Below are 8,371 nucleotides of genomic sequence, written 5' to 3'. Positions count from 1 at the left end.
AGGATGAAGTTCAACCTGAAAGATTAAGTTCTGACTGAGCAGGTCAGGATATCTCGCGCCTGAAAGGAGGCAGTGCATTCAGGATCGCCTTGCCGTAACGCTGCGTTACCACTCGCCGATCCAGCAGGGTGATGGTTCCGCGATCTTCCTCGGTACGCAGCAAACGACCGCAAGCCTGCACCAGCCGCAGCGAAGCATCCGGCACGGCGATTTCCATGAACGGATTGCCACCCCTCGCCTCGATCCACTCGGCCAGAGCCGCCTCGACAGGATCGTCCGGTACGGCAAAAGGAATCTTGGCAATCACCACGTGCTCGCAATACGCGCCAGGCAAGTCGACACCCTCAGCAAAGCTGGCCAGCCCGAACAGCACGCTGGAATCGCCGCCATCGACCCGGGCTTTGTGCTTGTTCAGCGTTTCCTGCTTGGACAGGTTGCCTTGAATGAACACCTGCTTGCGCCAGTCCCGCTCCAGCCCGTCGAAAACGTCCTGCATCTGTTTGCGCGATGAGAACAGCACCAATGTGCCGCGAGAACCTTCCACCAGCCCCGGCAACTCGCGGATGATCGCGGCGGTATGCGCCACAGAATCACGCGGGTCAGCCTTGAGGTCCGGCACACGCAACACGCCTGCGTCGGCGTGATGGAAAGGACTGGGCACGACCGCCGTCACAGCGACTTTGGGCAGACCGGCACGCATGCGGAAGCGGTCGAACTTGCCCAGGGCGGTCAACGTCGCGGAAGTCACCAGCGCCCCGTAAGCCACATTCCACAAGTTACGACGGAGCATTTCCGCCGCGAGGATCGGGCTGGCGTTCACTTCGATATCGAACAGCGCACCGCTGTCGGCCAGGGTCAGCCAACGCGCCATGGGCGGGCTGTCCTCCGGGTCTTCAGCGGTAAAGGCGGTCCACAATTCCCAGTTGCCATGGGCACGAGCCAGCAGGCTGCCAAATAGCGGATACCATTCTTCGGCCTGATGGCTGGCGATGCCGATATTCACTTCGCCATCCATGCCTTCCTTGAGCAGGTCCGCCAGACGGGTGAACAAATCATCAAGGCGGGCAAAGCCTTTCTTCAACTCGATGCCCATTTCGCGAATGTGTTCCGGCACCACGCCACCGATGAAACGATGACGCGGGCGCTCGCGCCCTTGCATATCCTCACCCGCCCGGAAGTCGGCCAATTGCTCGCAGGCACTGAACATGAACTGCTGCTGCGCCTTGATCTCGCGGGCCAGCTCCGGCACTTGTTCGATTAACTTGCCCAGGTCGCCCGGCAGCGGATGTTGCGCCAGCAGCTTGGCGAGGTTCTTGGCAGTCTGTTCCAGCCAGTCCGCTGTAGAACGAAGCCGCGTGTAATGTGCGAAATGGCCAATCGCTTTGTCAGGAAGATGATGTCCTTCGTCGAACACGTACAAAGTGTCACGTGGATCGGGCAATACCGCACCGCCTCCCAAGGCAAGATCCGCCAGCACCATGTCGTGGTTCGTCACGATCACGTCGACTTTTCCCATGCCTTCGCGAGCTTTATAGAAGGCGCATTGTTGAAAGTTCGGACAATGGCGGTTTGTGCACTGGCTATGATCGGTGGTCAGCCGTGCCCAGTCCTGATCTTCCAGCGCCTGGGGCCAGCTGTCCCGGTCACCGTCCCACTTATTGCCGGCGAGCTTCTCAATCATGCTGGTAAATAGCTTCTGGCTGGCTTCATCAACTTCGATCTTGAAGCCTTCTTCTTCGAAAAGCTGTGCGGTGGCGTTGGTTGCATCACCTTCCTGCAGCAGCATGTCGAGCTTGGACAGGCACATGTAGCGGCCACGCCCCTTGGCCAGGGAGAACGTGAAGTTCAGGCCACTGTTGCGCATCAGGTCGGGAAGGTCTTTGTGGACGATCTGCTCTTGCAAGGCAACGGTCGCAGTGGCGATCACCAGACGTTTGCCTGCCAACTTGGCAGTAGGGATCGCGGCAATCGCGTAAGCCACAGTCTTGCCGGTACCGGTGCCCGCTTCCACCGCCACTACGGCGGGGTCACTGGTGCGTCGGCCTTCTTCATCGGTATCGATATCGCCCAGTACTTTGGCGACCTCGGCGATCATCAAACGCTGGCCATAGCGCGGCTTGAGGCTCTTGGCTTCGAGGAAACGCGAGTAGGCGCCCTGAATCTGGGATTTGAGTTCGTTGCTGATCATGGGTTTTGTTGGCTCGGGCGCTACAGGCATCGGTAAAAATTAAAGCGCAAAACGCTGGATATATCTTCAGTAGTTCCAGCAGGCGGCTATCATACCCCGCAAATTCCATCCGCGCAGAACGGAGTACCTGATGACACCCTTTTCCATCGTCTACACCCTGCATGTTTTAGCCGCACTGGTCTGGGTTGGCGGCATGTTTTTCGCCTGGATGGTCCTGCGACCGGCGGTCGTCAGCGCATTACAGGGGCCTGCCCGCCTGAAATTGTGGCTGGAAGTGTTCCCGCGATTTTTTGCCTGGGTGTGGGCAGTGGTCGTGGTCTTGCCGATTACCGGGGTCGGCATGATCAATCTGCAGTTCGTCAGCTTCGAGACCGCGCCGCGCTACGTGCAGGTAATGATGGGGTTGTACGTGGTAATGACGGCGCTGTTCATCCGCATCCAGTCACTGCAACTGCCTGAGCTGCGTCGTGCAGTTGAAGCCGAACAATGGGCTGAAGGTGCAGCGGCACTGGGCCGGATTCGCCGATTGGTGGGGATCAACCTGATGGTCGGCCTGACGGTGGTTGCGATTGCTGCGGCCCGACCTGGCTTCTGAATAAAACTCCGGGACCTGTCGGAGCGCGCTTGCCCGCGATTCGGTCTGTCAGTCGGTGGATATATCGCCTGTGCTGACGCGATCGCGGGCAAGCGCGCTCCTACGGGTAATGAAACATTCCCAATCAGATAGTTGTAGTTGGCTCCTACAAGGTCTAACGGTTGTCGGGCGGGACGTTACAACCGCTGCAACGTCAATGCCCCGGCAGGTCCGGCGGCTCCTGGCTGCCCCGCTTCACCCGCACGTCCAGCCTTGCCGCCATCAGCCCGATACACGAAGCAACCCTTGGATGCGCCGCCTTTACCCGGCTTTCCTCCCGCACCGGCCAAACCTCCGGCACCGCCCTGAACATCAACCTTGATGCGCTCCACGGGGAAATCCTGTGGCAGCTCAAGGCGCACCTGCGCACCGGCGGCGCCATCGTGACCATTACCGCCGTTATCACCGTTGTGACCGCGTCCGGCGCTGCCCCAGGTGCAACCCGGCGCCTTACCGTTTGCGCCATCCAGGCCGACATAACCCGGCGAACCGGCACCGCCCCGAGCGTCGACGAACAGTTCTTCACCTTGCAACTGCTCAACACGCAAGGTCAGATTACGACCCGGCAATGGCGGCTTTTCGTACGTACCCGGCGCACCGCGAGCGGTGATCTGGCTGCCCGTGCCAAGCTGCCCATGGCGAACAACCAGATTGAGCGCCTGACTGCTGGGAACGATGGCGATGCGCGCTTCGTGGCCCAGCACCAGATGATCGACTTTAACTTCAGTCAGCCCGGACGGAATCAGTAAAGTGCCGTAATCCGCGACTTCCAGGCGCTCGAGTTGCAGGACACTGGTCTGGCTCGGCAGACGCATCAGTGAGTGCGATTCGACATTGATGGTCTGGGCCATGGCCAAAGGGCTGCAAAAGGCAGCCAGCAGACAAAGCTTACGCATGAGCGGCCTCCTGGGCTTTTTTCGGGAGAGACAGAACGTGGAAGATGCCAAACAGAAGAATACGCAGCCGGTCGCGCCATGGACGTGGACGCCCGCGCAAGCTGCCGTTGAAGAGCAAAAGCTCAGCGATGTGAATCAGCGCCAGCAGGCCGCCCGCAAGTTTGATCAGAAGAGCAAACGGAGTCGGCAGCACAACCATCAGATTGAATAACACCACCAGCCAGAACGCTGCGGTCAACAGTTTTCCCAATCCCCAAAACACCTTCATTGCCAGAGCCTGTCCATAATTGTTATGTCTGCAAACGCTTATCGTTGCGAGAAAATTCTGCGCGCACAGTAAACGCCTGCGAGGTGAAATATGCCAGCGCACAGCTGAAAATTAATCTGATGCGAGGAACAACCGCCGAACGGCTGAAATCGGAATTGGCCCGGCACGCATGCCGGGCCAACGGTTGGAGGTAAAGCGTTAGCGATTGATCTGGATCTCCACTCGACGGTTAAGGGAGCGGCCGCTGGCGGTCGAGTTATCGGCAACCGGACGCGCTTCACCGTCACCCTCGACAGAAACAAATGCACTGCGTGGAATCCCGGTGCTGACCAGGTAGTCCGTTACCGAAACGGCACGTTTCTGGGAGAGTTTCTGGTTGTAAGTATCGCTGCCTACACTGTCGGTATGCCCGCTGACGCGTAGTTGTGCGCTGGGTGCTTCGCGTTTCAGACGGGTAGAGATGAGATCAAGTTTCGATTTGTCGGCGGCTGTCAGACGCGCAGAGTCGAATTCGAACAGCACGTCATTGATGACGATGACCTCCTCCTTGACGACCACCACCTCTTCAACCACTACGGGCGGCGCTGGCGGAACCAGCGGGCAACCGGTCGCGTCAACGGCGGTACCTTTTGGTGTGTCCGGGCATTTGTCGACGCTGTTTTTCACGCCATCGCCGTCATCGTCGCCATCCCCATGAACCCAGCAATACGCGCCTGCCATAATACCAACCGCGCCCCCCAGCCCCGCGGATACGGCTGCGCTCTGGAATGCACCCGCCGCCGCGCCCGCGACACCGCCGCCCAATGCACAGAGTGGCCAGTCAGTCTTCTGCAGGCCCGCACAACCGGTTAAAACGCTGGTGACCAAAACAAGAGGTAATGCTGTCCGGATTATTCTCATTAGTTTTTCTCCCAAGGTTCGGCCCAATCCGCCGCTCATGGAGTAAAGACAGCAAAGTGCCAGCCCGCCACTTTTAGCCTTGTTTTATTGGGGTTCTCCGATTTTGTAACTTAGATAATGCGGACTTATGTGGGAGCGGTGCTTGGTCTGGGCGGCACCACACGCTAGTCTTGCAGGCCATAAAGAGGATTTTTGATGAGCGAAGGTTTTTCCACTCGCACGCCACAACAGGCTCTGGCTGCCCTGCTCGACCTGCAAGCGCCTAAAAGCCTGCTGTTGATCGGGGCCGAGGCATTTCCTGCGTTACAGGCATTTCAGGAAGCCCATCCAGACACCCGAATAGCTCACGCCAAGCCCGGCGTGCTATCAGCGGAACTGGCCGCGCAACGCTTTGACCTGGCGCTGGTCGTCGATTGCCTCGAGCACATCAACAAGCGTGAAGGTCTGGAGCTGCTCGGCGGCATCCGTAACCTCAACGCCAGCCGCATCGCGGTACTGGCTGACCTGCAAGCCTGCGGCTGGAAAGACACTGACTTCTACTCACTGGCGCTACAGGCCAGCGAACGCTTTACCCGCGATGAACAGGTGCTGACCCTCTACACCTATGATCTACGCGAATACAAACAAGTACCCGACTGGCTCAACGCGAGGTTCTGGGCCAACCCGGAAAATTTCGGCAAATACTGGTGGTAAGCCATGAATAGCGCGATTTGCCCCTGCGGAAGCGGGGATCTGCTGGCAGCCTGTTGCGGACCGTTTCACGCAGGGCAACCCACGCCCTGCGCGGAAAAACTGATGCGCTCACGCTATAGCGCTTACGTGCTTGGCCTGATTGATTACTTGCTCGACACCACGCTGCCAGTGCAGAAGGCCGGGCTGGATCGCGAGTCGATCAGTCAGTGGAGCCTGCAAAGCACCTGGCTAGGGCTGGAAGTGGAAAGCTCCGAGGTATTCGGCGGCAAACCCGAGCACGCCTTCGTCACCTTCACCGCACGCTGGCATGACGGCAGCGGTGAACACAGCCATCGTGAGCGTTCGTCTTTTGTGCAGAATCAAGGGCGTTGGTACTTCATCGACCCGACCGTAGGACTCAAAGCCGGGCGTAACGATGCATGCCCGTGCGGCAGTGAACAGAAGTACAAGAAATGTTGTGCGAGCTACGTCAGTTGAAAAGCAGCCGCCTCATACCAGCTTCAAGTGCGAGGTGTCCGGAACCACGGCGGCATGGTTATTCGGCAATTGACCCAATTCGCTGCCCGCCGGTGCGAGACTGAACTGCGATAAATCCACGGATGGTGCCGTAGGTGCAGGCTTTTGATCCTGCAGGTCGCTGCCCACCTCGAACACCTCCAGATTCGGCGCATCAACGGCAACAAAGGCCGCCATGTAAACGTCCCGAGGAGTAACCTGTAGTCGGCCGGGCCGCAGAGATGGCACGCGGGCTGGGTCTGCCTCGGCGTTAACAGCTGACATTTCCACCACCTCGACCAGCGCTCCGGCGCGCTCCAGCGTGGATCGATATTTTTCCGCCGCTTCACTATCGAGATTGTTTTTCAGAACCAGCCGACGCCCGCTGAACAGCAGCTCCAGCCGTTGCGCGTCGCTCTGGAACAGCTTGCCGAGGTTGGCCTGGACCTTGTCCAGTTGGGCGCCGGGGACCAGTTGGCCAGTGAATACAATTTCATACAGATTCATTGGTCATACTCCAGGTGTACGTGCGAGAAGTATGCCGCAGCTTAATGAAAAAGGAATGGGCAGTCGCTTTGTCAAACGAAGGCCTCAAATGGAGCACCAACATGTTTTCACAGGCGCACGCCATAAGAATCCTGAGCCTGGGTCTGCTGCTGTCGCTGTTGAACGGCTGTTCGTCCGTACGCGTCAGCGACTATCAGGATCCTCAGGTGCACTTGCTCAAGGTGCAAGTGGTCAAGGCCAAGCTGCTGCAACAGGACTTCAAACTGCGCTTTCGGGTCGAAAACCCGAATGATCGGAGCATGCTGGTGCGTAGCCTGCGCTATAAAATCATGCTCAATGACATTGTGCTGGCTGATGGCGAGTCCACCGACTGGTTCGTGGTCGACGGACAAAGCAGCAGGAATTTCGCGGTACCGATCCGGACCAATCTCTGGAAGGACTTGAAGCAGATCGCGAAAATGCTGAAAAAAACCGACCAGCCGATCCATTACCGGCTGGAAGGCAAACTCAAGACCGGCTTTTTGTTTCCGCATAGCGTGCGTATTGGACGCAACGGCGAGATAATGCCCGGCGATTTTATTCCGGAGTAACCCGATGAACCAGCAAGCCCATGTGCATGGCCCCGATTGCAATCACGATCACGACGATCATGGCCACGCCCACCACGACCACCAACATGGCCATGTCCACGGTCCGAATTGCGGCCATGCCCATCAGGAACCGGTGCGTAACGCGTTGAAGGACGTTGGCCGCAACGATCCTTGCCCATGTGGCAGCGACAAGAAGTTCAAGAAGTGCCACGGCGCGTAAGCTGACGTGAAGCTCGAACGGCCTGCCTTGCAGGCCGTTTTCATTTGTGCGGTCGGGGCCTGCGGGAGTAAAACAGGCAGTCCGTTCCATCCAAGAGGAGTTCTTGATGATCGATCTGCATTACTGGACCACACCCAACGGCCACAAAGTATCGCTGTTCCTTGAGGAGGCCGGTCTGCCGTACAAAATCTTCCCGGTCAATATCGGCCAGAACGATCAGTTCAAACCCGACTTCCTGAAAATCTCCCCGAATAACCGCATCCCGGCCATCGTTGACCATGAGCCTGCCGATGGCGGCGAGCCAATCAGCCTGTTCGAGTCCGGCGCGATCCTGCTGTATCTGGCGGAAAAAACCGGCCAGTTCATTCCCAAAGACCTACGCGGTCGGCAAGAAGCACTGCAATGGCTGTTCTGGCAAATGGGTGGACTGGGACCCATGGCGGGGCAAAACCATCACTTCAACCGCTTCGCCAAGGAAAAGATTCCTTACGCCATCAAACGCTACGTCGATGAAACTGCCCGTTTATATAGCGTGCTGGATCGGCGTCTGGCAGATCGAGACTTCGTGGCGGGCAGTGAATACAGCATTGCCGACATGTCGATCTATCCGTGGATCGCACGTCATACCTGGCAAGACCAGAACCTGGAGGACTTCCCACACCTCAAGCGCTGGTTCGATGCCATCAGTGATCGTGAAGCGACCAAGCGGGCGTATGCGCTGGTTGACCAAGTGAATCCACAGATCTGAGCCTCGCGCACAAGTTTGCCCTCATCAAAAAACAGCAAAATACTGGATTGAAATGCATTTCTGTAGGAGCTGCCGAAGGCTGCGAAGCACTTCTTCTGGTACACCGCGATCGCAGCCTTCGGCAGCTCCTACAGGTCCTGTGTTTGCTTCGGCGTCAGCGACGCGGGCGACTCCTACCGAGCAGAGCCGTGTCACGCGGTCCAGGCTGGAGGCAACTTGTTGGCGAGAGGGT

11 protein-coding genes are annotated in these 8,371 nt (G+C 58.1%); 6 read left to right on the top strand and 5 right to left on the bottom strand.

Features of this window, described 5'->3' with window-relative positions; genetic code table 11:
• Window positions 1-43: 43 nt before the first annotated feature.
• Entirely contained in the window at window positions 44-2,188 is a 2,145-nt protein-coding gene (gene dinG, locus AUC60_RS15750; protein ID WP_087269212.1) for an ATP-dependent DNA helicase DinG, read from the bottom strand.
• Between the two features lie 130 nt (window positions 2,189-2,318).
• On the opposite strand from dinG, the gene AUC60_RS15745 reads away from it, so the two are divergent.
• Entirely contained in the window at window positions 2,319-2,783 is a 465-nt protein-coding gene (locus AUC60_RS15745; protein WP_087269208.1) for a CopD family protein, read from the top strand.
• Between the two features lie 176 nt (window positions 2,784-2,959).
• Here AUC60_RS15745 and AUC60_RS15740 read toward each other — a convergent pair whose 3' ends face one another.
• The 3 genes from AUC60_RS15740 to AUC60_RS15730 form a co-directional block, all read right to left on the bottom strand.
• Window positions 2,960-3,718, bottom strand: a complete 759-nt coding sequence (locus tag AUC60_RS15740) for a hypothetical protein (RefSeq protein WP_087269205.1) — start codon at window positions 3,716-3,718, stop codon at window positions 2,960-2,962.
• Window positions 3,711-3,986: a DUF1145 domain-containing protein gene (locus tag AUC60_RS15735; RefSeq protein WP_087269203.1), complete on the bottom strand. Its 276-nt coding sequence runs from the start codon at window positions 3,984-3,986 to the stop codon at window positions 3,711-3,713. Before AUC60_RS15735 ends, AUC60_RS15740 begins: the two co-directional genes overlap by 8 nt.
• Window positions 3,987-4,184: 198 nt before the next feature.
• Window positions 4,185-4,886: a PA1041 family peptidoglycan-binding anchor lipoprotein gene (locus AUC60_RS15730; protein WP_087269201.1), complete on the bottom strand. Its 702-nt coding sequence runs from the start codon at window positions 4,884-4,886 to the stop codon at window positions 4,185-4,187.
• A 195-nt stretch (window positions 4,887-5,081) separates the two neighbouring features.
• Here AUC60_RS15730 and AUC60_RS15725 point away from each other — a divergent pair, with 195 nt between their 5' ends.
• Window positions 5,082-5,579 carry a DUF6231 family protein gene (locus AUC60_RS15725; protein WP_087269198.1) on the top strand — a complete coding sequence of 166 codons (498 nt, stop codon included), beginning with the start codon at window positions 5,082-5,084 and terminating at the stop codon, window positions 5,577-5,579.
• Between the two features lie 3 nt (window positions 5,580-5,582).
• Entirely contained in the window at window positions 5,583-6,056 is a 474-nt protein-coding gene (locus tag AUC60_RS15720) for a YchJ family protein (protein WP_087269196.1), read from the top strand.
• Window positions 6,057-6,068: 12 nt separating this feature from the next.
• Here the strand turns inward: AUC60_RS15720 and AUC60_RS15715 are convergent, their stop codons facing one another.
• The gene (locus AUC60_RS15715) at window positions 6,069-6,581 is read right to left on the bottom strand and encodes a hypothetical protein (RefSeq protein ID WP_087269194.1); all 513 of its coding nucleotides are present in this window, start codon (window positions 6,579-6,581) and stop codon (window positions 6,069-6,071) included.
• Window positions 6,582-6,682: 101 nt separating this feature from the next.
• Between AUC60_RS15715 and AUC60_RS15710 the strand changes: the two genes are divergently transcribed.
• The 3 genes from AUC60_RS15710 (at window position 6,683) to AUC60_RS15700 (ending at window position 8,139) form a co-directional block, all read left to right on the top strand.
• Window positions 6,683-7,171 (top strand): LEA/WHy family protein, encoded by a 489-nt coding sequence (locus AUC60_RS15710; RefSeq protein ID WP_087269238.1) that lies wholly within the window; start codon window positions 6,683-6,685, stop codon window positions 7,169-7,171.
• Window positions 7,172-7,175: 4 nt separating this feature from the next.
• Window positions 7,176-7,391: an SEC-C metal-binding domain-containing protein gene (locus tag AUC60_RS15705; protein ID WP_087269191.1), complete on the top strand. Its 216-nt coding sequence runs from the start codon at window positions 7,176-7,178 to the stop codon at window positions 7,389-7,391.
• A 106-nt stretch (window positions 7,392-7,497) separates the two neighbouring features.
• Window positions 7,498-8,139: a glutathione binding-like protein gene (locus AUC60_RS15700; protein WP_087269188.1), complete on the top strand. Its 642-nt coding sequence runs from the start codon at window positions 7,498-7,500 to the stop codon at window positions 8,137-8,139.
• The last annotated feature ends 232 nt before the right edge of the window (window positions 8,140-8,371 follow it).

Origin of the sequence: Pseudomonas caspiana (assembly GCF_002158995.1) — a bacterium.
Taxonomy (GTDB): Bacteria; Pseudomonadota; Gammaproteobacteria; order Pseudomonadales; family Pseudomonadaceae; genus Aquipseudomonas; species Aquipseudomonas caspiana.
The sequence above is the reverse complement of the archived record's forward strand: the minus strand, read 5'-3'. Positions and strand labels throughout refer to the sequence as shown.